Below are 21669 nucleotides of genomic sequence, written 5' to 3' on the forward strand. Positions count from 1 at the left end.
CCCGTGGAGGACCCGGCCCGCGAACAGCAGGTGCTCGACGCGGTATCCGTCGTGGCCGCCGGCCTGAATCTGGACCCGGCGTACGTGGCGTCCGTGTTCCGCGACCAGATCGACGCGACCGTGGCCGTCCAGTACAGCCGGTTGGCCCAGTGGAAGCTCGACCCCACCTCGGCGCCGGCCGGGGCGCCGGATCTGACGTCCTCCAGGGCGATCATCGATGCGCTGAACCGCGAGATGGTCACGTTGATGGCCGACGAGTGGGACGTGCTGCACTCTCCCGCGTGCGCGGCCGAACTCGATCGGGCCAGGACCGAGGTGGCCGAACGGTACGACCTCGATCCGCTCTACCGGCAGGCCGTCGCGTTCGCCACCCATGACTACTGCCGGTAGGCAGCCAATCGGCATGGGATCATTGCCCTGTCATGAACACCCCGCCCGCCCCCAGAGCTGCCGACGACAAGAGCGCGTTCCGGCAGCGACTGCTCGACGCGCTGGAGGCGTCGATCGCCGAGGACGGCTACGCCAAGACGACGGTGGCCGATATCGTGCGCCGCGCCAGAACCTCGCGGCGCACCTTCTACGAGCACTTCGACAGCAGGGAGGCCTGTTTCGTCGCGCTGCTGTCGGAGGCCAATGCCGATCAGATCCGCCAGATCTCGCAGGCCGTCGATTCCAGCGCGCCGTGGCAGAAGCAGGTGCGGCAGGCGATCGAGGCGTGGATCTCCGCCGCGGAGGCCCGCTCGGCGCTGATGGTGAGCTGGATCCGGGACGTTCCCGCGCTGGGTGTCGCGGCTCGTCACCTGCAGCGTGATTCGATGGAGCACTTCATCGAGATGGTCGGTGCGATCGGCGGCACCGACGAGTTCCGTGCGGCGGGCGTCGGGCCGGTGTCGCGGCGGCGGATGATCATGCTGCTCGGTGGTCTGCGTGAACTCACGGCGATCACCGTCGAAGAGGGCGGGCGGATGAGCGACGTCACCGACGAGGCGGTCGACGCGTCGATCGCGTTGCTGAGCCCGCACCCGAACTGAGCCGGTCGGGACTGCGATCTGGTCCGCCGCCACCGACCCCGTACGGCTTCCGCCGGCCCGCGCGTCTCGAAAGTCGCTGCGGCGCTGGGGTTCTTCACCGCGAGGCAGCGTGTGCTCGGATCCCCCACGGCGGGGGCGTGCGGCGCTGCATCGGCGCCGCCTACGCCACCATGGAGATGGCCGTCACGCTGCGAAAGCTGCTGACCGAGTTCGAGTTCGGCACGACCGGCAAGGCGCCCGAACGCCGGCGCTCGCGGGCGTCGCGACGGCGCCCGCACAGGGCCGACCGGCCGGCGTGTTCCGTCGGGTGCGGTACGTTACGCAGCATGGTCCGGCCCGCTCAAACGGTGCGCAGCGAACGTACGCGTGAAGCGCTGCGGCAGGCCGCCGTGGTGCGGTTCCTGGCTCAGGGCGTAGAGGAGACATCGGCCGAGCAGATCGCCTCCGATGCCGGGGTGTCGCTGCGGACCTTCTACCGGCACTTCGCGTCGAAACACGATCTGCTGTTCGCCGACTACGACGCCGGGTTGCACTGGTTTCGCGCCGCGCTGGCCGCCCGGTCCCCGGACGAGTCGATCATCGAATCGGTGCAATCGGCGATCATGGCCTCGCCGTACGACGACTGGGCGGTCACCAAGATCGCCGCGATGCGGGCCCAGGAGCTCGACCCGGGGCGGATCGTCCGGCACATCCGCCAGGTCGAGGCGGACTTCGCCGAGGCCGTCGAGGAGCACCTCGCCGGGGTGAACCCGCCGCCGCCGGGCAGCGTGGAACGGATGCGGATCACCGTGACCGCCAGGTGTATCGCGGCCGCCGTGTTCGGCGCGATGGAGGGCTGGATGCTCGGCGAGGACCGCTCGCTGCCCGCGCTGGACCGGTTGTGCCGGCAGGCCCTGGAACTGCTGCGGACGGGTATCGACGACCACGCCTGACCGCAGTTTCGTCAATATTGACAAAACCCGTTCCGCCGTGCCAGCCTCGGTCGATGACTGACTTCGATGCCATCGTCGTCGGCGCCGGACACAACGGGCTGACCGCCGCCGCGCTCATCCAACAGGCGGGCCTACGGACGCTGTGCCTGGACGCGAAGCTGTATGCGGGCGGGATGGCCTCCACCGTCGAACTGTTCGACGGCTACCGGTTCGAGATCGCCGGCTCGGTGCAGGTGCCCACCTCGGCGGTGGTGAGCCGGGCGCTCGGCCTGGGCGAGCTGCCGACCGTCGACCTGGACGTCATGTCGGTCCAGTTGCGCGGCATCGGCGACGACCCGCTGATCTACTACACCGATCCGATGAAGCTGCTGACCCACCTCAACGAGGTGCACGGAGCCGAGGCGGTCAACGGCATGGCGGGACTGATGGCCTGGTGTCAGGCGCCGACCAGGGCGCTGGGCCGCTTCGACGCCGCCCGGCCGCCGAAGACGCTGGACGAGATGTATGCCTGCGCCACCAACGAATTCGAACGGCAGGCGATCACCGACATGCTGTTCGGCTCGGTCAGCGACGTCCTCGATCGCCACCTGCCGGACCGTGAGAAGCACGGCGCGCTGCGCGGCATGCTGGCGTTCCTCGCGGTGAACACGACCTACCGCGGACCGGCGACCCCCGGGAGCGCGGCGGCGCTGGCGTTCGGGTTGGCCGTGCCCGACGAGAACGCGACGCTGATCAAGAAGTTCCGCGGCGGCATGGGCGCGGTGACCGAGCACCTGCTGTCGATGTTCACCGCCGCCGGTGGTGAACTGCGGCTGCGCAGCAAGGTCGACGAGATCCTCGCCGACGACGGCCGGGTCGGTGGTGTCCGGCTGGAGGACGGTTCGACGCTGAGCGCTCCGGTGGTGGTGTCGGCGGTGGCGCCCGATCTGACGGTCAACCGGCTGGTCGACCCGAACGCGGTACCGCCCGAGGTGCGCGAGCGGTTCTCGCACATCGACCATCGCGGAAGCTATCTGCAGATGCACTTCGCGCTGGACGGGCCGCCCACCTTCGCCGAACCCTACGGTGTACTCAACGATCCTCAATATCATTCGGCCATCGGAATTTTCAGCACCCCGGAGGAGCTGCAGCAGCAGTGGGAAGACTCCGGTCGCGGCGTGGTTCCGGCCGATCCCTCGATCGCGCTGCAGATCCCGTCGGCCAACGATCCCGGCCTCGCGCCGCCGGGCAAGCATGCGGTATCGGCGTTCTCGCTGTGGTTTCCGCTGACCGAGGACAGAGCCGGCTACGGCGAGCTGAAGGCCGAGATGGGACAGCGGGTGATCGACAAGATCACCCGGCTGGCACCGGGTTTCGAGGGCCTGATCCTGCGGCACACCACCTTCACGCCCAAACACATGGGCACGATGTTCGGTGCGCCCGGCGGCGACTACTGCCACGGGCTGATCCACCCGGAGCAGATGGGGCCCAACCGGCCCGGGCCGAAAGGCTATGTCGACCAACCCATCCCGATCGACGGGCTGTACCTGGCCAGTGCGGGCTGTCACGGTGGCCCGGGCATCACCTTCATCCCGGGCTACAACGCTGCCCAGCAGGTGCTGGGCGATCGGGCCTGAGCCCAGCAGCTGCTGGGCGATCGGGCCTGAGCCCCGCAGGTGCCGGGCGATCGGGCCTGAGCCCCGCGGGTGCCGGGCGATCGAGGCTGAGCCCCGTCAGCCGCGGCGCGCCTGCAGCTGCGCCCTCCAGTCGGCCGGCACCCGCCCCCGCGGTCCGGGGACGGTCTCGTCGGCCGGCCGGCTCGACGGTGGTGCGAGGGCGGGGCCCTCGGTGTAGGCATCGGTGTCGTAGTCCCAGAACCAGTCCTCACCAGGCTCGAAGGATCTGATGATCGGATGACCCGTCAGCCGCCAGTGCGCCGAGGCGTGCCGTTGCGGTGAGTCGTCACAGCACCCGATGTGCCCGCACGCCGCGCACCGGCGCAGGTGCACCCACCAGCCACCTTCTGCATCGCATTCCACGCAACCGGTCCCGCTCGGTGCAACCGTGGGGTCGATGGCGTCGTTCACCGGATCGCTCACACGTCGAGCCTACGGTGCGTGTCGGCCATCCCGATCCGTGCGGCGGCCCGGGTGGTCTATCGTCGCGCCATGGCAACCAAGGATTCTCGCGAGGTCGTGATCGAAGCGACGCCGGAACAGATTCTCGACGTCATCGCCGACGTCGAAGCGACCCCGACCTGGTCGCCGCAGTACAAGAAGGCCGAGGTGCTCGACCGCTATGACAACGGCCGGCCCAGGCAGGTCAAGATGACGGTCAAGGCCGCCGGCCTCACCGACGACCAGGTGATCGAATACACCTGGGGAGACGACCAAGTCACGTGGACGCTGATCTCGGCCGGCCAGCTGAAGTCCCAGGATGCCGGCTACACGCTGACCCCCGAAGGGGACAAGACCCGGGTCCGGTTCGACATCGCCGTCGACCTGTCCGTGCCGATGCCGGGCTTCATCCTCAAACGCACCATGAAGGGCGGCGTCGAGACCGCCACCGAGGGCCTGCGCAAGCAGGTCCACAAGATCGTCAAGGGCTGACCGTGCGGCCCGGCTGCTGACCCGGCCCGGCTGCTGACCCGGCCCGCCGGGCAATCCTGTACGTCAGGCCGGGCCCGTGGCTAGGATTTGCCCGTTTGGCGGTTCGGGCGTCGAGGGAAGTGGTGATCGAGGCCCCGCCGGCAGCCATCCTGGACACGCTGGCCGACATCGACGCGGTGTCCTCGTGGTCGTCGCTGCACAAGGACGCCGAGGTCCTCGACCGCCACCCGGACGGCCGGCCGCACCACGTCAGGGCGACCATCAAGATCATGGGCGTCACCGACAAGGAACTGCTCGAATACCACTGGGGTGAGCGCTGGGTGGTGTGGGACGCCGAGCAGACGTTCCAGCAGCGCGGCCAGCACGGCGAGTACAACCTGACCCCGGAGGGCGAGGACCGCACGCGGGTGCGCTTCGACCTGATTCTGGATGTCGCGGCGCCCCTCCCGCACTTCCTGGTCAAGCGGGCCAGGAAGATGGTGCTCGACGTCGCGCTCGACGATCTGCGCCGTCGGGTGCTGGGCGCTACCGCCCACTGATCACCTAGCGCCGGCCGAGGGCCTGCAGGCGTCGGATCGCCTCGTCGAGGGTGTCGTCACGTTTGCAGAAGGCGAAGCGCACCAAGTGTTTCCACTGGTCGGCGTGCTCGGCCGCCGGATCGCAGAACGCGGTCATCGGAATGGCGGCCACCCCGACGCGCTCGGGTAGCTCGGCGCAGAACGCGGTGCTGTCGTCGTAGCCGAGCGGCCGGGGATCGGCGCACAGGAAGTACGTGCCGAAGCTGTCATGCACACCGAAGCCGATGTCGGACAACGCCGATCCCAGTCGGTCGCGTCGCGACTGCAGCGATGCGCACAACGCGTCCACCCAGGCGTCCCCGGTATCCAGCGCCTGTGCCACAGCCGGCTGGAACGGCGCACCGCCGACGTAGGTCAGGTACTGCTTGGCCGCCCGCACCCCGGCGATGAGATCGGCAGGCCCGCAGGCCCAGCCGATCTTCCAGCCGGTCACGTTGAACATCTTCGCCGCGCTGGAGATCGTCACGGTGCGTTCGGCCATGCCCGGATACCCGGCCAGCGGAAGGTGTTTGCGCCCAGGGGGATCGGAGAACACGAGATGCTCGTAGACCTCGTCGGTGATCACCAGCAGATCGGCGGCCACCGCGAGTTCGGCGAGCGCCCGCAACTCGGCGTCGGTGGCCACCATGCCCGTCGGATTGTGCGGTGAGTTGACGATCAGGGCACGGGTGCTGGGCGTCACCGCGGAGCGCAGCGCGTCGACGTCGATGGCGAAACCGCGGCCGTCGGAACGCAGCGGGACCGCCCGCCGGTGACAGCCCGCCATCGCGATCACCGGCGAGTACGAGTCGTAGAACGGCTCGATCAACAGCACCTCGGATCCGGGCTCGACGAGGCCGAGCACCGATGCGGCGATCGCCTCGGTGGCCCCGACGGTGACCAGTACCTCGGTGTCCGGGTCGTAGGCGATGCCGTAGCGGCGCATGCGTTGTTGGGCGATCGCCCGGCGCAGCGGTGCGATGCCCAGGCCGGGCGGGTACTGGTTGACCCCCTCGGCGATGGCCTTCTCGGCGGCCTCGAGCATGTCCGGGGGACCGTCCTCGTCGGGGAATCCCTGACCGAGGTTGACCGCGCCGATGCGGGCTGCCAGCGCCGACATCTCGGCGAAGATCGTCACCGCGTACGGCTGCAGGCGTTCGACCGTCATGGTCTGGCAGCCTATTGCGTTGGGTGCACGGCCCTGTCGGTTCGGGTCTGCAGCCCCGAGCGTGAAGATGACTTCACACTCGGGGGCGAGCGTGAAGTTGCCGGCACGCTCGCCTCGCGGTGCCTCGGGAGTGGGGCGTGATCGGTGCCGCGGCGGTCGGCCGGCTCCTCGTTCAGGGGCCCAACCAACGGGTTGGGCGAGGCTGCTAGGCTGGGCGCCCAGAGGACTACTCCTCCCTGCGGGCTTCGCGCCTGCGACTCACTGAAAACAGGATCCGGAGACACATATGTCCGAAGAAGCCTTCATCTACGAGGCGATCCGTACGCCTCGCGGCAAGCAGCGCAACGGCTCGCTGAACGAGGTCAAGCCCGTCAACCTGCTGGTCGGCCTGATCGAGGAGATGCGGTCGCGTTTCCCCGACATGGACGAGACGCTGATCAGCGACGTCATCATCGGCTGCGTCTCGCCGATCGGGGACCAGGGCGCCGACATCGCCCGCACCGCCGGCCTGCTGGCCGGGCTGCCGGAGACCACCGGTGGATTCCAGCTCAACCGGTTCTGCGCCTCCGGCCTGGAGGCCGTCAACCTGGCCGCGCAGAAGGTGCGCTCCGGCTGGGACGACCTGGTCTACGCCGGCGGTGTCGAGTCGATGAGCCGGGTGCCGATGGGCGCCGACGGCGGGGCCTGGGCGCTCGACCCGGAGACCAACTACCGCATCGGCTTCGTGCCGCAGGGCATCGGCGCCGACCTGATCGCCACCATCGAGGGCTTCTCCCGTGAGGACGTCGACGCCTACGCGCTGCGCAGTCAGCAGAAGGCCGCCGCGGCCTGGTCGGGCGGCTACTTCGCCAAGTCCGTCGTGTCGGTGAAGGACCAGAACGGGCTGGTGATCCTCGACCACGACGAGCACATGCGTCCCGACACCACTCCCGAGGGCCTGGCCAAGCTGCGGACCGCGTTCGACGGTGTCGGCGCGATGGGCGGCTTCGACGACGTGGCGCTGCAGAAGTACCACTGGGTGGAGAAGATCAACCACGTCCACACCGGTGGCAACAGCTCGGGCATCGTCGACGGTGCCGCCCTGGTGCTGATCGGCAGCGAAAGCGCGGGGAGCGCGGCCGGCCTGACCCCGCGGGCGCGCATCGTGGCCACCGCCACCAGCGGCGCCGATCCGGTGATCATGCTGACCGGGCCCACCCCGGCCACCCGCAAGGTGCTCGACCGGGCCGGCCTGACGGTCGACGACATCGACCTGTTCGAGCTCAACGAGGCCTTTGCGTCCGTGGTGCTGAAGTTCCAGAAGGACCTCAACATCCCCGACGAGAAGCTCAACGTCAACGGTGGCGCCATCGCGATGGGTCACCCGCTGGGCGCCACCGGCGCCATGATCACCGGCACCATGGTCGACGAGCTGGAACGGCGCAACGCGCGACGCGCGCTGGTCACGCTGTGCATCGGCGGCGGCATGGGTGTGGCCACCATCATCGAGCGCGTCTAGGGAGATTTGAAAGACATGGCAGAGAACACCATTCAGTGGGACAAGGATGCCGACGGCATCGTCACCCTGACGCTGGACGACCCGACCGGCTCGGCCAACGTGATGAACGAGCATTTCAAGGAGTCCATGCACAAGGCCGTGGAACGCCTTGTGGAGGAGAAGGATTCGATCACCGGCGTGGTGATCGCCAGCGCGAAGAAGACGTTCTTCGCCGGTGGTGACCTCAAGGGCATGATGAAGGTCGGCAAAGAAAACGCAGCGGATGCCTTCGAAGAAGTTGAGTTCATCAAGGCCGACCTGCGCAAGCTCGAGACCCTGGGCAAGCCGGTGGTCGCCGCGATCAACGGCGCCGCGCTCGGCGGTGGCCTGGAGATCGCGCTGGCCTGTCATCACCGGATCATCGCCGACGTGCGCGGCGCGGTCGTCGGCTTCCCCGAGGTGACGCTGGGCCTGCTGCCCGGTGGTGGCGGCGTCGCCCGCAGCGTGCGGATGTTCGGCATCCAGAAGGCGTTCATGGAGGTGCTCAGCCAGGGCACCCGGTTCAAGCCGGGCAAGGCCAAGGAGGTCGGTCTGGTCGACGAACTGGTCGGCAGCGTCGACGAACTCGTGCCCGCCGCCAAGGCCTGGATCAAGGCCAACCCGGAGGCGCACACCCAGCCGTGGGACGCCAAGGGCTACAAGATCCCCGGCGGCACCCCCGCCTCGCCCGGTCTGGCCGCGATCCTGCCGTCGTTCCCGGCGCTGCTGCGCAAGCAGCTCAAGGGTGCGCCGATGCCGGCTCCGCGCGCCATCCTGGATGCCGCGGTCGAGGGTTCGCAGGTCGACTTCGACACCGCCAGCCGGATCGAGAGCCGCTACTTCACCTCGCTGGTGACCGGCCAGACCGCCAAGAACATGATCCAGGCGTTCTTCCTGGATCTGCAGACCATCAACGGTGGCGGCAGCCGCCCCGAGGGCATCGGCAAGACCCCGATCACCAAGATCGGTGTGCTCGGTGCCGGCATGATGGGCGCGGGCATCGCCTACGTCTCGGCGAAGGCCGGCTTCGACGTGGTGCTCAAGGACGTCACCCTTGAGGCCGCCGAGAAGGGCAAGGGCTACTCGGAGAAGCTCGAGGCCAAGGCGCTCGAGCGGGGCCGCACCACCGAGGAGAAGAGCAAGGCGCTGCTGGCGCGGATCACCCCCGCGGCCGATCCCGCCGACCTCAAGGGCGTCGACTTCGTCATCGAGGCGGTCTTCGAGAACCAGGAACTCAAGCACAAGGTGTTCCAGGAGATCGAGGACATCGTCGAGCCCAACGCCATCCTCGGGTCGAACACCTCCACGCTGCCGATCACCGGCCTGGCGACCGGGGTGAAGCGCCAGGAGGACTTCATCGGTATCCACTTCTTCTCCCCGGTGGACAAGATGCCGCTGGTCGAGATCATCAAGGGCGAGAAGACCTCCGACGAGGCGCTGGCCCGGGTGTTCGACTACACGCTGGCCATCGGCAAGACCCCGATCGTGGTCAACGACAGCCGCGGCTTCTTCACCTCGCGGGTCATCGGGACCTTCGTCAACGAGGCGCTGGCGATGCTGGGCGAGGGTGTGCCGGCGACCAGCATCGAGCAGGCGGGCTCGCAGGCCGGCTACCCGGCGCCGCCGCTGCAGCTCTCCGACGAGCTCAACCTCGAGTTGATGCAGAAGATCGCCACCGCGACCCGCAAAGGCGTCGAGGATGCCGGCGGCAGCTACCAGCCGCATCCGGCCGAGGTCGTCGTCAACAAGATGATCGAGATCGGCCGGCCCTCGCGGTTGAAGGGCGCCGGGTTCTACGAGTACGTCGACGGCAAGCGCGTCGGCCTGTGGGAAGGGCTGGCCGAAACCTTCGGCACCGGCACGCAGATCCCGCTGCAGGACATGATCGACCGGATGCTGTTCGCCGAGGCGCTGGAGACCCAGAAATGCCTCGACGAGGGCGTGCTGACGTCCACCGCGGACGCCAACATCGGCTCGATCATGGGCATCGGCTACCCGCCCTACACCGGCGGTTCGGCGCAGTTCATCGTCGGGTACGAGGGTCCCGGCGGCGTCGGCAAGGCGGCCTTCGTCGCGCGGGCCAAGGAGCTGGCGGCCAAGTACGGCGACCGGTTCACCCCGCCGGACTCGCTGCTGAGTTAACAGCCCCACCAAATTGCGCTCAGGGTCGTGATTCCTCGTGGATCACGACCCTGAGTGCGTTTTCGGGACCGGTATACCTCGCTTCGAGGCGGTGGCCACACAATGGGGGGGTGCCTGACAGCTTCACCGAGAGGTTCGCCGCGGGGTTGGCGAGCTACGGCGACGGGCAGTGCCTCGAGTTCGAGGGTCGCTGGTACAGCGGCGACGAGGTAACGGCCTACGGTGTCGCGATCGCATCGGCGCTGGACGAGGCCGGCGTCGATGAGGGTGCGCCGGTCGGCCTGGTGGTTCGCAATCGTCTGCAGCACGCCGCCGCCATCGCCGGCTTCCTCGCCGCTGGGCGCCCCGTCGCGATGATCTACTCCTTCCAGTCCGCCGAGGCCATCGGACTCGATATCGAGAGGCTGGGGTTGTCGGCCGTCGTCGCCGATCGCGAGGACTGGACCGCGGACGTCGTCGCGGCAGCGAAGCGCTCGGGCAGTGCGGGCATCGCGATCTCGTCGCCGGCCCCCACCGTCGCGCGCGTCGTCGGGCTGGAGCGCAGAGACAGATCGCGCCGGCATGCGCCGACCGAACCCGGTGTCGCGCTACAGATCCTGACCAGCGGGACGACCGGACCCCCGAAACGGCAGGCCATCAGGACGGGCGTCCTCGAGCGCACCGTGTTCAGCGTGACCGCCGGTGAGAAGGGCCCCGCCGATGCCCCGCCGGAGTTCGCGTACTGGCAGTTCGGCGGGATCGGCGTGTGCCAACTGATCGCGGGCGTCTACAACGGCCGGCGCATCGCGATGCTGGAGCGGTTCTCCGTCGACGGCTGGGTCGACGCCATCCGGCGGCACCGTATCGCCCGGGCCGGCGTGCAGCCCGCCGTTATCCGCATGCTGCTCGACGCCGAGGTGCCCCGAAGCGATCTGGAATCACTGGAGTTCCTGATCAGCGCCTCGGGTCCGCTCGACCCGGAGACGCGCGACGAGTTCGAGCGGCGATACCGGATACCGATCCGGTTGGCCTACGGCGCCACCGAGTTCGCCGGTTCGCTGTGTGCCTGGACGCCGGACATGCTCGACGAGTTCGGCGACTCCAAGCGGCAGAGCGTGGGACGGGCGCTGCCCGACACCCAGCTCAGGATCGTCGACCCGGCAACCGGGGCCGAGCTGGCGGCGGGGCAGCAGGGTCTGCTGGAGGCGAAGATCGCGCCGATCGGTCCCGACTGGATCCGCACCACCGACATCGCGAGCATCGACGAGGACGGCTTCGTCACCCTGCACGGCAGGGCGGACGGAGCGATCAACCGTGGCGGGTTCAAGATCCTGCCGGAAACCGTTCGGCGGGTGCTGATCTCGCATCCCAACGTGCGCGATGCGTGCGTCGTCGGTGTTCCCGACGCCCGCCTCGGTCAGGTCCCGTTCGCAGCGATCGAGGTCGCCGCCGGCCAGGTCGCGCCCACCGAGGACGACCTCAAGGAGCTGGTCCGCGCGCAGCTACCGGTCTACAACGTGCCGGTCGCCGTCGTGGTGGTCGACGAGCTCCCGCGCAACCCCGCACTCAAGGTGAGCCTGCCGGCCGTCGCGGCCCTGTACCCGGCCCGGTGACGCTGGTGGGTACCCGGGCCCGTCACGCTAGTGATCGGTAGTCCTACGACATAGAGTCGGGTGCATGCGCTTCGGACTGTTCATCCCGCAGGGCTGGCGACTCGATCTGGTCGGAATCGAACCCGCCGACCAGTGGGCGGTGATGCGAGATCTCGCCGACTATGCCGACGCCACCGACGTGTGGGACTCGTTGTGGGTGTACGACCACTTTCACACGGTGCCGGTGCCGACGGGCGAGGCCACCCACGAGGCGTGGTCGCTGATGTCGGCGTACGCCGCGACCACCTCGCGCATCAAGCTGGGGCAGATGTGCACCGCGATGAGCTACCGCAACCCCGTCTACCTCGCCAAGGTCGCCGCGACCGCGGACATCATCTCCGGCGGACGGATCCAGATGGGCATCGGCGGTGGCTGGTACGAACACGAGTGGCGGGCCTACGGATACGGCTTCCCGTCGGCCGGGGTGCGGCTGGCGCGGTTGGACGAGGGTGTGCAGATCATGCGCGACGCATGGCGCGACGGGGTCGTCAGTTTCGACGGAAAGCACTACCAGGTCGACGGGGCCATCGTGGCGCCCAAGCCGCTGCAGGAGGGTGGACTTCCGCTGTGGATCGCCGGTGGGGGAGAGAAGGTGACGCTGCGCATCGCCGCCCGGTATGCCCAGTACACCAACTTCACCCCCGAACCCGAGGCGTTCGCCCACAAGTCCGATGTGCTCGCCGGACATTGCCGCGATGTCGGCACGGACTTCGGCGCGATCACGCGGTCGGTGAACTTCAACGTCGTCACCGGGATGTCGGAGGCCGAGGTCAAGGACCGGCTCGGCCGGGTGCGGTCACGGATGGGCGCGTTGGCCGGGGAGGCTGCCGCCGACGCCATGCTGTCCGCCATGAGTACCCCGGAAGCCGGCTGCGGGACGCCCGAGCAGCTCATCGACGTTATCCAACGGCTCCGGGAGCTGGGCTGCGAATACGTGATCTGTTACTTCCCGGAGGCGGCCTACGACCGGTCGGGCATCGAACTGTTCGAGCGCGAGGTCATCCCCGCGTTGGTCGGGTGACGCCACGGTGCCGGGATGGGTTCCGGTTGGGCCTGGCGCCGTGGCAGCTCGGTGGGTCTAGATCGCCGGCCCGAGCAGGTCGTCGGCGTCCTTGATGACGTAGCCGTAACCCTGCTCGGCCAGGAAGCGCTGGCGGTGGGCGGCGTACTCGGCGTCGAGGCTGTCGCGGGAGACCACCGAGTAGAACACCGCTCCGCCGCCGTCGGCCTTGGGGCGCAGCAGCCGTCCCAGCCGCTGCGCTTCCTCCTGGCGTGACCCGAACGTCCCGGAAACCTGAACCGCCACACTGGCTTCCGGGAGGTCGATGGAGAAATTCGCGACCTTCGACACCACCAGGATGCGGATCTCGCCGTTGCGGAACGCATCGAAGAGCGCCTCGCGCTCGGCCGTCTTCGTCGACCCCTGGATCACCGGGGCGTCGAGTTCGGCGCCGAGCTCGTCGAGCTGATCAAGATAGGCGCCGATCACCAGCGTCGGCTCGTTCGGATGGTTCGCGAGAATGGACTTCACCACGGCGATCTTGGTGTGCGCGGTCGCGCACAGTTTGTAGCGCTCCTCGGGCTCGGCGGTCGCGTAGAGCATCCGCTCGTTGTCGGTCATCGTCACCCGAACCTCGATGCACTCGGCGGGCGCGATCCAGCCCTGCGCCTCGATGTCCTTCCACGGTGCGTCATAGCGCTTGGGCCCGATCAACGAGAACACGTCGCCTTCACGGCCGTCCTCACGGATCAGCGTCGCGGTCAGTCCGAGGCGGCGCCGCGACTGCAGGTCCGCGGTCATCCGGAACACCGGCGCAGGCAGCAGATGGACCTCGTCGTAGATGATCAGGCCCCAGTCCCGGCTGTCGAACAGTTCGAGGTGCTTGTACTCGCCCTTGGTGCGGCGGGTGATCACCTGATAGGTCGCGATGGTGACCGGGCGGATCTCCTTGCGCTCGCCCGAGTACTCGCCGATCTCGTCCTCGGTCAGCGACGTGCGGGCGACCAGCTCCCGCTTCCATTGCCGGCCGGCGACGGTGTTGGTCACCAGGATCAGGGTGGTGGCGCCGGCCTTGGCCATCGCGGCCGCCCCGACCAGCGTCTTGCCCGCGCCGCACGGCAGCACGACCACACCGGAGCCGCCGTCCCAGAACGAGTCCGCGGCCATCTGCTGGTAGTCGCGCAGGTGCCAGCCGTCCTGTTCGAGGCCGATCGGGTGGGCCTCGCCGTCGACGTAGCCGGCCAGGTCCTCGGCCGGCCAGCCGATCTTGAGCAGCATCTGTTTGACCCGGCCGCGCTCGCTGTTGTGCACGACGACGGTGTCGTCGTCGATACGCGCACCCAGCATCGGTGCGATCTTCCTGTTGCGCAGCACCTCTTCGAGCACCGCGCGGTCCAGGCTGAGCAGGGTCAGCCCGTGCGCGGGGTGCTTGACCAGCTGCAGCCGTCCGTAGCGGGCCATGGTGTCGACGATGTCCACGAGCAGCGGCTGGGGCACCGCGTAGCGGGAGTAGGTCACCAGCGCGTCGACCACCTGTTCGGCGTCGTGCCCGGCGGCGCGGGCGTTCCACAACGCCAGCGGGGTGATGCGGTAGGTGTGCACGTGCTCGGGAGCACGTTCCAGCTCGGCGAACGGCGCGATCGCCGCGCGGGCCGCGCCGGCTTGGTCATGGTCGACTTCGAGCAGCACCGTCTTGTCGGACTGCACGATCAGGGGGCCGTCGGTCATCCCACCGATTATCCAGACCCGAGGCACAGACGCCGAAACGGCGGCCGCGACTGGCGCGACCGCCGCTCCCGATATCGGCTAGCCGGAACCGTAGTAGTTGCCGTACCGGTCGTAGAAATCGACGTAGCCATTCCCGCCGATGTCCTTGTAGAAGCACATGTAGCCGGTGACCTGGTGGTTGTAGCCGTAGCTCACCTGCCAGCTGCCGCCGTTGGCCTGCCGGCATTCGCTGGCCAGGTTGCTGATCGGCAGGGCGTTGGCGGTGCCCGCCGCCAGACCGAGCGCGCCGGGTGCCGCCACCGCCGTCGCCAGTCCCGCGGCGGCGATGACCTTGTTGATGGTGCGGGCCATGGGTCACCCCGCCGTGTGCGGGCCGAATTCCGCGGCCACCGCGGTGACGGCGTTGGCCGGGAACCCGCCGCGGCGCGCGTGCTCGCGGATGGTGGCCTCGTCGTCCGCCTCGTGGACGCAGTAGACCTTGTCGCCCGCGACGTAGCTGGTGACCCAGTTGTAGGGCACGCCGAGCGAGGCCGCCGCGGTGTTGGACGTCTGGGCGATCTCGGTCAGCTGCTCTTCGGTCAGATCGCTGGCTCCGGGGATCTCCCGCTCGATGATGAATCGCTTCATCGCACTTCTCCTTCGGTGTTTGGTGCGTCTGCGGCGGCATCCGTACCGCCGAACACCACTTCAGACTCCCGGCTTCGGGGGTGCCGGCACATCAGGAGGAGTTCCCCATCTTGAGGCCCGGAGCGGATCCGGGCCGTAGGGAGTTCTATCCGGAGTCCGCGGACACCACTGAGGTCACGCGGTGGATGGCGAACTCGCGGACCCTGCCGGAGGCCGGGTCGTAGGCGGTCAGCTGTCCGCCGCGGACGTTGATCGGTGCCACCACCCGCTGCGTCGCCACCCCGGCCGGGTCGACGTAGCCGATCACCACCGACTCCTGGTGATGGGCGGCGTGCTGCAGCTCCGATATCGCCACCGCAGGGTCCAGCCGCATCCCCGACGACGGGGCGGCCGCCACCTTGCGCAGGACCGCGACGATCGCGCCGAGGGTCTGATCCGTCGGCGTCGGGTGCGGGCGGTAGGCGCGCCGCCGGCCCGGTGCCGGGACGCGCGCCCCCCTGCTGCGCAGATCCACGATGGTTCCGGTGGCGTCCTCGGCCGCCGGAGCGAAACCCGCGCCGCGCAGCGCGGCCAGCACTTCGTTGATCGGCGCCTGCGACACCGCGACGGTCGGCGCCAGCAGGCGCAGCTCGACCTGGCCGGTCGCCGGCGCGGCGACCGCCTGCGCGAGCAGCGCCGCGTCCTCGCAGCGCACGAAGGACGCCGCCATGCCGACCCGCAGCTGACCGTGCCGCCGTGCGACATCGTCGATCAGATACGACAATGCCTGCGGCACCGGGGTTTTGGAGTGCCGGGAGAACAACGCGTGCAGTTCGCCCGCCGTCTTGCCGGTGTCCAGCGCCCGCCGCACCGAAGCCTCGTCGATGCGGTACACCATTGCCGCTCCCGCCGACTCCACGGTGGCCACCGCTGAAAGCTGTTCGGCCAGGGCGCGCTCGAGTGGCCCGGGCACGATCACCGTCAGGTCCGCCTGCAGGAGGAAGTGGTCGATCGGCGGCGGCAGCACCTTGGCCATCGCGGCGATCACCGCGTCGTCATCCTGCCCGGTCAGCAGGGTGCGGAGCGGGGTGGCGACGGCGCCGCGACCGACCACCCCGAGGGCGTGTGCCTCGGTGAGCAGGTCGGCGACCGGCTCGGGTTGAAGCCGCGCCGACCATCGGGGGCGACGCCACACCGCCGCCTGCGATGCGCTGTCGGCGTCGGCGCCGGCGCCGGGCGGCAGTTCGGCGAGGATTTCCAGCAGCAGCCGGCGGTCCAGTGGCGCGGCCGTCGAGAACAGCGAATCAGACAGTGCCGCATAGGGTTTGCCGTCCGGGCCCCGGGTGCCGATCAGGCTCGGGCGGCCCGGTAGATCCAGCCAGGACTTGACCAGCAGATGCCATTTGACGGCGGTCGGGGATTCGATGAACCGATCGGCGGCCACCGTCGGGGCCCAGTACGGGCCGTTCCCGTCGGCCGGATCGGGCTCGGGCATCCCCGGGGCCGCCAACCCCGCCGCCACGGTGACCTCGCAGACCAGCCCCAGCCGGCGTTCTTCGATGCCGGTCAGCTTGGCGAGCCGCTTGAGGTCCCGGACGCCCAGCCCGCCGCTGCGCAGCTCGGGCACCGGCGCGGTGCTCAGGGCGTCGAGCACGATCTCGACTTCGCGGAGCAGATCGATCGCCGCTCCGGCCGCGACCGCGTCCACATCTGAGGCCTTGGTCGTCGACACGGTCGGGTCGGGTCGGCTGAGGCTGACCGGGCCGGGAACCTCGTTGCGCAGGACCTGGCCCACCAGCCTGGGCAGGATCACGGTGTCGGTGTCGAGACGGCGCAGCAGCCCGGCGGCGAGCAGGCGCTGCACCGGGCGATCGGCGGGGGTGTCGGGCATCGCGTCACGGGTGCGCCCCACCGGGGAGCCCTCGACCAGCTTGTCCAGCAGGTCGCGCGCCGGGGGATCGAGCTCCTCCACTCTGCTGGCGAGCTCGGTCCGCGTGACGGCGCTGCTCTCGAGGGTGGCCTGGCCGGGATACCAGGGCAACCCGGAGGCGGCCTCGGCGGCCACCCGCAGCACACCCGGGGCGGTGCGGTCGCCCCAGACCAGGGCCCGGTCCAGGAGGTCGTCGACCGCCTCGGCCAAGGCGTCGCCATCGGCGCGCTCGCCGAGCGCCCCGGTCAGGTCGGCGAACGTCACGGCGGCGGTGTCGGCGTGCAGGGTCAGCAGGGCGTCGAGCACCGTCAGGTGCAGAAAGTCCAGGTCATCGGTGGCGGCTTTGACCGATTGGCGTGCGGCCGCACGGGCGGCCAGCGCGGCGATGCTGCCCGGCGGCGGCTGGGTGAGGTCGGGCCGCAGCCGCAGCAACCGGATCAGCCGCGTGTCGTCCAGGTCGGCCAGCCAGACGCCCAGCGGCACGGCCGGGGTGGTCGCGCTCATCGGCGCCACCTGCTCTTTGCCCAAGCGCTCATCGCTGACCAGCGTAAAGCAGGCTCCCGACCTCGCCAGCCGGCGATCGGCCTGCCACAATGTCTGCGTGGCTGATGACAAGAAGAACCGATACGTCGATCCGGGCTGGCCCACGACCGACGCCGACGACCACGCGGTCAGTGAACTGGCCGCCGACCGCACCGGTGCGCTGTCTCCGTTCGGTGAGCTGACGTTCCCGCTACCGGCCGAGGAACTGCCGTTCGTCCAGTCGGTCACCGTCATCAACAAGTAGGGCGCCTGACGGTGGGCGAAGGCCTCTCGCACCTCGACGAGACCGGTGCTGCCCACATGGTCGACGTCACCGCCAAGGACGCCACCAAGCGGGTGGCCGTCGCCGCCGGTACGGTGCTGACCCGTCCCGATGTCGTCGACCTGATCTCCGCCAACGGGTTGCCCAAGGGCGACGCGCTGGCCACCGCGCGGGTCGCCGGCATCATGGCGGCCAAGCGGACGAGCGAACTGGTGCCGCTGTGTCACCCGTTGACGATCACCGGTGTCGACGTCGACTTCGAGGTGGGCGGCGCGGCTGATCCCGGCGCGGTGGCCATCACCGCGACCGTGCGTACGACCGATCGCACCGGGGTGGAGATGGAGGCGCTGACGGCCGTCAGCGTGGCCGCGCTGACGATCTACGACATGATCAAGGCGGTCGACCGTGCCGCGCGCATCGACGACATCCGGGTGCTGCGCAAGGAGGGCGGAAAGACGGGTACATGGGTCAGGTGATGCCCGCGTGACGCGGTCGGGCGTTGTGGTGATCGCCTCCACCCGGGCGTCCGCAGGCGTGTACGAGGACAGGTGCGGCCCGGTCATCGTCGACTGGCTCAACGGCCGCGGGGTCGCCACGCCCGCGCCGACGGTCGTCGCCGACGGTGAACCGGTGGTCGCGGCGCTACGCGACGCGCTGCGGGTGGGTCCGGACGTCATCGTCACCTCCGGGGGGACCGGCATATCGCCGACCGACGCCACCCCGCAGGCCACCGCCGCGGTGGTCGACTACGAGATCCCGGGCCTGGCCGACGCGATCCGCCGCGCGGGACTGCCGCACGTGCCCACGTCGGTGCTGTCCCGCGGCATCTGTGGGGTGGCCGGCCGGACGCTGATCGTGAACCTCCCGGGATCCCTGGGAGGCGTGCGCGACGGATTGGGTGTGCTCGCCGACGTGCTGGACCACGCCCTCGATCAACTCGGCGGCAAGGACCATTCCCGATGACCGCGGTGGTGCGGGTCGCGCTGACGGAGCAGCCCATCGATTCGGCCGAGCACGAGGCGCTGGTCGCCCACCACGCGGCCGGCGCGGTGGTGGCGTTCGCCGGGGTGGTCCGGGATTACGACGGCGGGCGCACGGTCACCCGCCTGGAGTACTCGGCACATCCGTCCGCCGAACAGACCCTGGCGGAGGTGGTGGCCGAGGTCGCCGAGGCCGCCCGCGGGGTCCGGGCCGTCGCGGTCAGCCACCGCGTCGGCACCCTACACATCGGTGACGCCGCGCTGGTGGCGGCCGTCGCTGCCGATCACCGCGGCGCTGCGTTCGAGACGTGTGCACGCCTGGTCGACAGCGTGAAGGAACGGCTACCGGTGTGGAAGCACCAGTTCTTCGCCGACGGCACCGACGAGTGGGTCAATTCCGCCTGATCAGGCGGGCGGCAGCACTGGTCCAGGGACCCCAACCGGCGGGAGCGCCGCCGGATCCACGGGGACGGCCGGATCGATCGGCATGGCCGGGGCCACACCACCCGGGTCCGGGGTCGTCATCGGACGCTGGGTCAGCGCCAGCAGCGCGCCCTTGCCCGAGATCTCCTGGGTCTGGATCGCGTGCCAGATCTCCTTCAGGTACGTGACGTTCGCACTCTGATTGGGAAGCAGGGAGGGGTCCACCGTGGTGCCCGGGGGAAGGTTCTCCGGGCTCACCAGATGCGGGACTTCGGCAGGCAGCGGGATCTCACCGCTGACCGCCTGGTTGGCGATGTCGTAGGCGGGAGCCGGAACCGGCGCGTTGGCCAGCGGGGCCAGCGGATCTGGTGCGGCGACCACGTTGGGGGCGGGTGCCGCGGGAGCCGGGGCGGGCAGCGGCGGCAGCGCGGGATCACCGGGAGCAGGCTGCAGCGGGACATCGGCGTGCAGCGCCCACAGCTGAGGTCCTTCGACCGGGGCGGGTCCCTGCACCGTGTCCCAGTTCGCCACGGTGGCCACGATCGTGTTGTCGATCGGGGGAACATCGACCGGAGCCGCCGGAGCGACGTTGGCGACTTCGACGACCGCGGGTGCGGGCAGCGGCGCGGCCAGCGGGTCGATCGGCTCGGGCGGCAGCGCACCGTCGGCCGGCAGCGGGGCCGGCGGCAGCCCTTCGGGACCGGGGGCGGCCAGCGGGTCGATCGATGCGGCCGCCTGCGCGGCTTCGCCCGGCAGCGGTGCGGGCGGCAGCGGCGGGAGCGGGGCGTCGCCCGGCATCGGGGCCGGCGGCAGCGCTTCGGGTGCGGGTGCGGGCAGCGGGGCGGCCAGCGGTTCGATCGGCTCGGGCGGCAGCGCACCGTCGGCCGGCAGCGGGGCCGCCATCTGCCCGGGGGCCGGCGGCAGCCCGTCGGGCCCGGGGGCGGCGAGCGGGTCGCTCGAGGCGGCCGCCTGCGCGGCGTCGCCCGGCAGCGGTGCGGGCGGCAGCGGCGGGAGCGGGGCGTCGCCCGGCATCGGGACCGGCGGCAGCGCTTCGGGTGCGGGTGCGGGCAGCGGGGCGGCCCGCGGTTCGATCGGCTCGGGCGGCAGCGCACCGTCGGCCGGCAGCGGGGCGTCCATCGGCACGGGGGCCGGCGGCAGCGCCTCGGGCGCGGGCGGTAGTGCCTCGGGCGCGGGCGGTAGTGCCTCGGGCGCGGGCGGGAGTGCCTCGGGCGCGGGCGGTAGTGCCTCGGGCGCGGGCGGTAGTGCCTCGGGCGCGGGCGGTAGTGCCTCGGGCGCGGGCGGTAGTGCCTCGGGCGCGGGCGGTAGTGCCTCGGGCGCGGGCGGTAGTGCCTCGGGCGCGGGCGGTAGTGCCTCGGGCGCGGGCGGTAGTGCCTCGGGCGCGGGCGGTAGTGCCTCGGGCGCGGGCGGTAGTGCCTCGGGCGCGGGCGGTAGTGCCTCGGGCGCGGGCGGTAGTGCCTCGGGCGCGGGCGGTAGTGCCTCGGGCGCGGGCGGTAGTGCCTCGGGCGCGGGCGGTAGTGCCTCGGGCGCGGGCGGTAGTGCCTCGGGCGCGGGCGGTAGTGCCTCGGGCGCGGGCGGTAGTGCCTCGGGCGCGGGCGGTAGTGCCTCGGGCGCGGGCGGTAGTGCCTCGGGCGCGGGCGGTAGTGCCTCGGGCGCGGGCGGTAGTGCCTCGGGCGCGGGCGGTAGTGCCTCGGGCGCGGGCGGTAGTGCCTCGGGCGCGGGCGGTAGTGCCTCGGGCGCGGGCGGTAGTGCCTCGGGCGCGGGCGGTAGTGCCTCGGGCGCGGGCGGTAGTGCCTCGGGCGCGGGCGGTAGTGCCTCGGGCGCGGGCGGTAGTGCCTCGGGCGCGGGCGGTAGTGCCTCGGGCGCGGGCGGTAGTGCCTCGGGCGCGGGCGGTAGTGCCTCGGGCGCGGGCGGTAGTGCCTCGGGCGCGGGCGGTAGTGCCTCGGGCGCGGGCGGTAGTGCCTCGGGCGCGGGCGGTAGTGCCTCGGGCGCGGGCGGTAGTGCCTCGGGCGCGGGCGGTAGTGCCTCGGGCGCGGGCGGTAGTGCCTCGGGCGCGGGCGGTAGTGCCTCGGGTGCCGGGGGCAGTGCCTCGGGCGCGGGCGGGAGCGCCTCGGGTGCGGGCGCGGGCGCGGGCAGCGGGGCGGCCATCGCGTCGAACGGAGCTGGGACCGGCGGCGGAGGCGGCAGCTCGCCGGCGACGGCCGGGGCTTCGAGCGCCTGCGGCGCATCGGCGACGATGTTGCGCGGGGTCGCGGCGGAGAGCGGCCCGCCGCACGACGGCCAGGCGCCCTTACCCTGGCTGGCCAGCACGCGCTCGGCTACTGCGATCTGTTCTTCCCTGGTGGCCATGTGCGCGGACGGGGCGAACTCGCCGCCGCCGTTACCCCGCCAGGTGCCGGGGGAGAACTGCAGGCCACCCTGATAGCCGTTGCCGGTGTTGATCGCCCAGTTGCCGCCGGATTCGCAGCGGGCGACCTGGTCCCATTCGCCGTCGGTGGCGGCGCTCGCGTGTCCGGCGAGGCTCAGTCCACCGCCGCCGATGACCGCGCCGGTGACGGCGATCTTGGCGACGCTGACAGAAGAATTAGCAGGCTTACGATGCCGTCCACTCATA

General features: G+C 70.5%; 21 protein-coding genes. 14 read left to right on the forward strand and 7 right to left on the reverse strand.

The features are described from left to right. From aroQ to JDV09_RS09620, 4 genes are all read left to right on the forward strand, one after another. Positions 1 to 390 (forward strand): gamma subclass chorismate mutase AroQ (gene aroQ / locus JDV09_RS09600; protein ID WP_221368895.1); only part of this gene is annotated, 390 nt, incomplete at its 5' end. A 32-nt stretch (positions 391 to 422) separates the two neighbouring features. Next, positions 423 to 1031 carry a TetR/AcrR family transcriptional regulator gene (locus JDV09_RS09605; RefSeq protein ID WP_221368896.1) on the forward strand — a complete coding sequence of 203 codons (609 nt, stop codon included), beginning with the start codon at positions 423 to 425 and terminating at the stop codon, positions 1029 to 1031. 326 nt (positions 1032 to 1357) lie between these two features. Then, positions 1358 to 1963: a TetR/AcrR family transcriptional regulator gene (locus JDV09_RS09615; RefSeq protein ID WP_221368897.1), complete on the forward strand. Its 606-nt coding sequence runs from the start codon at positions 1358 to 1360 to the stop codon at positions 1961 to 1963. Positions 1964 to 2016: 53 nt separating this feature from the next. After that, on the forward strand, positions 2017 to 3579 hold the full coding sequence (locus tag JDV09_RS09620) for a phytoene desaturase family protein (RefSeq protein ID WP_221368898.1): 1563 nt from the start codon (positions 2017 to 2019) through the stop codon (positions 3577 to 3579). Between the two features lie 96 nt (positions 3580 to 3675). Here JDV09_RS09620 and JDV09_RS09625 read toward each other — a convergent pair whose 3' ends face one another. Continuing rightward, the gene (locus tag JDV09_RS09625; RefSeq protein ID WP_221368925.1) at positions 3676 to 4029 is read right to left on the reverse strand and encodes a UBP-type zinc finger domain-containing protein; all 354 of its coding nucleotides are present in this window, start codon (positions 4027 to 4029) and stop codon (positions 3676 to 3678) included. Positions 4030 to 4110: 81 nt separating this feature from the next. On the opposite strand from JDV09_RS09625, the gene JDV09_RS09630 reads away from it, so the two are divergent. Next, the gene (locus tag JDV09_RS09630) at positions 4111 to 4551 is read left to right on the forward strand and encodes an SRPBCC family protein (protein ID WP_221368899.1); all 441 of its coding nucleotides are present in this window, start codon (positions 4111 to 4113) and stop codon (positions 4549 to 4551) included. A 95-nt stretch (positions 4552 to 4646) separates the two neighbouring features. Continuing rightward, complete coding sequence (locus tag JDV09_RS09635) at positions 4647 to 5090, forward strand: SRPBCC family protein (protein ID WP_221368900.1); 444 nt, start codon at positions 4647 to 4649, stop codon at positions 5088 to 5090. 4 nt (positions 5091 to 5094) lie between these two features. On the opposite strand, the gene JDV09_RS09640 is transcribed toward JDV09_RS09635, so the two are convergent. After that, complete coding sequence (locus JDV09_RS09640) at positions 5095 to 6276, reverse strand: pyridoxal phosphate-dependent aminotransferase (protein WP_221368901.1); 1182 nt, start codon at positions 6274 to 6276, stop codon at positions 5095 to 5097. Positions 6277 to 6562: 286 nt separating this feature from the next. Between JDV09_RS09640 and JDV09_RS09645 the strand changes: the two genes are divergently transcribed. The 4 genes from JDV09_RS09645 (at position 6563) to JDV09_RS09660 (ending at position 12586) form a co-directional block, all read left to right on the forward strand. Continuing rightward, a complete protein-coding gene (locus JDV09_RS09645) occupies positions 6563 to 7774 on the forward strand; it encodes an acetyl-CoA C-acetyltransferase (protein WP_221368902.1) in 1212 nt (403 codons plus the stop codon). 15 nt (positions 7775 to 7789) lie between these two features. After that, positions 7790 to 9934 (forward strand): 3-hydroxyacyl-CoA dehydrogenase NAD-binding domain-containing protein, encoded by a 2145-nt coding sequence (locus JDV09_RS09650; RefSeq protein WP_221368903.1) that lies wholly within the window; start codon positions 7790 to 7792, stop codon positions 9932 to 9934. A 110-nt stretch (positions 9935 to 10044) separates the two neighbouring features. Further along, positions 10045 to 11526, forward strand: a complete 1482-nt coding sequence (locus tag JDV09_RS09655) for a class I adenylate-forming enzyme family protein (RefSeq protein ID WP_221368904.1) — start codon at positions 10045 to 10047, stop codon at positions 11524 to 11526. Between the two features lie 64 nt (positions 11527 to 11590). Beyond that, complete coding sequence (locus tag JDV09_RS09660) at positions 11591 to 12586, forward strand: LLM class F420-dependent oxidoreductase (RefSeq protein ID WP_221368905.1); 996 nt, start codon at positions 11591 to 11593, stop codon at positions 12584 to 12586. Between the two features lie 57 nt (positions 12587 to 12643). Here JDV09_RS09660 and JDV09_RS09665 read toward each other — a convergent pair whose 3' ends face one another. The 4 genes from JDV09_RS09665 to JDV09_RS09680 form a co-directional block, all read right to left on the reverse strand. Next, complete coding sequence (locus JDV09_RS09665; protein WP_221368906.1) at positions 12644 to 14293, reverse strand: DNA repair helicase XPB; 1650 nt, start codon at positions 14291 to 14293, stop codon at positions 12644 to 12646. A 78-nt stretch (positions 14294 to 14371) separates the two neighbouring features. Next, entirely contained in the window at positions 14372 to 14644 is a 273-nt protein-coding gene (locus JDV09_RS09670) for a hypothetical protein (protein ID WP_221368907.1), read from the reverse strand. Positions 14645 to 14647: 3 nt separating this feature from the next. Beyond that, a complete protein-coding gene (locus JDV09_RS09675) occupies positions 14648 to 14920 on the reverse strand; it encodes a DUF4242 domain-containing protein (protein WP_221368908.1) in 273 nt (90 codons plus the stop codon). A gap of 145 nt (positions 14921 to 15065) precedes the next feature. Continuing rightward, positions 15066 to 17333: a helicase-associated domain-containing protein gene (locus JDV09_RS09680; protein ID WP_221368909.1), complete on the reverse strand. Its 2268-nt coding sequence runs from the start codon at positions 17331 to 17333 to the stop codon at positions 15066 to 15068. 97 nt (positions 17334 to 17430) lie between these two features. Here JDV09_RS09680 and JDV09_RS09685 point away from each other — a divergent pair, with 97 nt between their 5' ends. From JDV09_RS09685 to JDV09_RS09700, 4 genes are read left to right on the forward strand one after another with little or no spacing between them, the layout of a single operon-like run. After that, positions 17431 to 17616 carry a hypothetical protein gene (locus tag JDV09_RS09685; RefSeq protein WP_221368910.1) on the forward strand — a complete coding sequence of 62 codons (186 nt, stop codon included), beginning with the start codon at positions 17431 to 17433 and terminating at the stop codon, positions 17614 to 17616. 56 nt (positions 17617 to 17672) lie between these two features. Continuing rightward, positions 17673 to 18110 carry a cyclic pyranopterin monophosphate synthase MoaC gene (gene moaC, locus JDV09_RS09690; protein ID WP_304619719.1) on the forward strand — a complete coding sequence of 146 codons (438 nt, stop codon included), beginning with the start codon at positions 17673 to 17675 and terminating at the stop codon, positions 18108 to 18110. Between the two features lie 7 nt (positions 18111 to 18117). Beyond that, positions 18118 to 18597, forward strand: a complete 480-nt coding sequence (locus JDV09_RS09695; RefSeq protein ID WP_221368912.1) for a MogA/MoaB family molybdenum cofactor biosynthesis protein — start codon at positions 18118 to 18120, stop codon at positions 18595 to 18597. Continuing rightward, on the forward strand, positions 18594 to 19019 hold the full coding sequence (locus JDV09_RS09700) for a molybdenum cofactor biosynthesis protein MoaE (RefSeq protein ID WP_221368913.1): 426 nt from the start codon (positions 18594 to 18596) through the stop codon (positions 19017 to 19019). Before JDV09_RS09695 ends, JDV09_RS09700 begins: the two co-directional genes overlap by 4 nt. Here JDV09_RS09700 and JDV09_RS27450 read toward each other — a convergent pair whose 3' ends face one another. Beyond that, the gene (locus tag JDV09_RS27450; protein ID WP_221368914.1) at positions 19020 to 21668 is read right to left on the reverse strand and encodes a transglycosylase family protein; all 2649 of its coding nucleotides are present in this window, start codon (positions 21666 to 21668) and stop codon (positions 19020 to 19022) included. Between the last annotated feature and the right edge of the window lies 1 nt (position 21669).

Origin of the sequence: Mycolicibacterium xanthum, assembly GCF_019710635.1 — a bacterium.
Classification (GTDB): Bacteria; Actinomycetota; Actinomycetes; order Mycobacteriales; family Mycobacteriaceae; genus Mycobacterium; species Mycobacterium xanthum.